Here is a 2,529-nt window from a genome sequence, read left to right as displayed (position 1 = left end):
TTCATGGACGCACGGTGGCCGACCCTCTTGAAGGTTTTTGGGAGAACGACCTTCTCCCCCTGCTTGAGAAGGACAGCGCGTTGCAGGCCGTCACCTTGTTGCGTCATCTTCAGAGCGAGCAACCTCTGGCGTTCCCCGATGATCGTATCCGACGCACCCTGGAGCGGCGGGTGCGGCAGTGGCGGGCGCTGAACGGGCCCGAGCGCGACATCATCTTCCGCCAGGCACCGGAGCCGGGATACATGGCCCAGTCCGACTTCACCCATGCCGAAGAACTGGGCGTGACGATCGCAGGCCAGCCATTCCCGCATCTGCTCTACCACTTTGCCATGGCCTACAGTCGTTGGGAGCATGTCGGCGTGGTCCTTGGCGGGGAAAGCTTCACGGCGCTGGCCGAGAACCTGCAGCAGGCGCTTTGGTCGCTCGGTGGCGTGCCACAAAACCATCGGACCGACAGCCTGTCCGCAGCTTTCCGCAACCTGACCGCCGATCAGCGCGAAGACGTCACCAAGCGCTACAATGCCTTCGTCGGCCATTACGGCATGGATGCCAGTCGCAACAACCGTGGTGAGGCCCACGAGAACGGCGCAGTGGAATCCCAGAACAGGCACCTCAAGACGGCCATCAAGCAGGCGCTGATCCTGCGCGGAAGCCGCGACTTCGCCTGCATCGAGGACTACAGGCGCTTCATCGACATGCTGGTCGCCCGACGCAATCGGCAACGTGCCGACGCAGTTCAGGCCGAACGGGTCCACCTGAAGCCCCTGCCGCAGCGGCGCACGACAGACTTCACCGAGATCGTGGTGCCGGTCACCCGGACGGGCGGCTTCCTGGTCAAAAGCATCTTCTACAGCGCGCCATCGCAGCTGATCGGGCAGCGTCTGCGCGTCCATCTCTACGACGATCGCATCGAGGCGTTTCTCGGCAGCACCCTGGTCGTCAGCCATCCCCGAGCCCGTGGGCGCGGGGATGGCCACCGCGTCCATGTCATCAACTATCACCATGTCATCCACGCTCTGCGGCGCAAACCGCAGGCCCTGTGGAGTTCGATCTACCGCGACAGCCTGTTCCCCCGGACCGAATACGCTGAAGCCTGGAAGATGCTGCAACGGGATCTGCCGCGACGGGACGCCTGCCGCCGCATGGTCGATCTGCTCTTCATCGCCCATGAACAGGCCTGTGAGGCGGAGTTGGCGCATGTGCTGGCGGCTGACATAGACGCAGGTCACGTGCCGGATCCCAAGGCGCTGGCATCACGGCTGGCGCCAAGGATCATGGCGTTGCCCAGGGATATCGCCGTCGCCCACCCACCACTGGACAGCTTCGACGTTCTGCTGGAGGCCCGCGCATGACCGCCCGTGAGATCGACATCCACACGCTGCCCAGCATGCTGACCGCACTGCGGCTTCCCAGCTTCCACAAGCTCTGGGTCGAGATCGCCGCCCGCGCGGACACCGAAGGCTGGCCTGCCGCCCGTTTCCTCGCCGTTCTGGCGGAATACGAACTGGCCGAGCGCGACATGCGCCGCATCCGGCGGCATCTCAACGAGGCGCAGCTTCCCGCCGGAAAGACGCTGGCAACTTTCGACTTCAAGGCCCTGCCGACCCTGCCGCGCGCCCGGGTGGAGGCCCTGGCGGCAGGCGACTGGCTGGAAGGTGGCGGCAACCTGATCGCCATCGGCAATTCCGGCACCGGCAAGACGCACGTCCTGTGCGCCATCGGGCACGCCCTGGTCGAGGCAGGACATCGCGTCTTCTATACCCGGACCAGCGATCTGGTGCAGCGGCTCCAGGCCGCCCGCCGCGATCTCGTTCTCGAGGCAGCCTTGGCAAAGCTCGACAAGTTCGACCTGATCATCCTCGACGACATCACCTACGCCCACAAGGATCAGGCCGAAACCGGCGTTCTCTTCGAACTGATCGCTCGGCGCTATGAATACCGCAGCATCGCCATCGCGGCCAATCAACCGTTCAGCGGCTGGGATCAGATCTTTCCGGACAAGGCCATGACCGTCGCGGCCATCGACCGGCTGGTCCACCATGCAACGATCCTCGAGATGAACGCCGAAAGCTTCCGTCAGCGCGCCGCAGCCTCCAACAAGAAAACTCAGGCCGAAGCACCAGCGACAACCATCAACGACAACCAAAACGAAGCAGAAACCTGAGCCAAAACACCAAACGACACCAACCCCGGCGGCTTCAAAACCGGCCAAGGTGGTTGTCGGTCATGGACAAGGTGGTTGACGCGCTACAGCGTGGTATATGTCTGTTTCAGAGCCCAACATGGTGAGAACCTGACGGGTCCCCAGCAGGTATTTGTGCCGGTTGGTACCGGGCACCGAGGCGCGCCCCAGAATCCCGAGGTCGAAAAGCTCCTCGAGCAGGGCCTCGAACAGGGGAATCGCGTTTGGAACTGAGGGCGTGAGCGTCTGCCCTTGCGGATGACGCCGGGATCGATTCTGGATGGGGGGTTCATGTCCTGGAGCTCGACCCTCTCATGCAGATTTTCCTGTCCGCGCTGAAAGATGTC

General features: G+C 63.4%; 2 protein-coding genes. Both read left to right on the top strand.

Annotated elements, in window-relative coordinates; all coding sequences use genetic code 11:
* Positions 1 to 1,352, top strand: a 1,352-nt coding sequence (istA, locus tag EA346_RS14600) for an IS21 family transposase (RefSeq protein WP_296759818.1), incomplete at its 5' end; no start/stop codon positions are given.
* Positions 1,349 to 2,164 (top strand): IS21-like element helper ATPase IstB, encoded by an 816-nt coding sequence (gene istB / locus EA346_RS14595; RefSeq protein WP_296759816.1) that lies wholly within the window; start codon positions 1,349 to 1,351, stop codon positions 2,162 to 2,164. The genes istA and istB, both read left to right, overlap by 4 nt.
* Positions 2,165 to 2,529 lie beyond the last annotated feature (365 nt).

It is taken from the genome of Thioalkalivibrio sp. (assembly GCF_007692535.1).
Taxonomy (GTDB): Bacteria; Pseudomonadota; Gammaproteobacteria; order Ectothiorhodospirales; family Ectothiorhodospiraceae; genus Thioalkalivibrio.
Note: the sequence above shows the minus strand (reverse complement) of the source record. Positions and strands in the feature narration are given on the sequence as shown.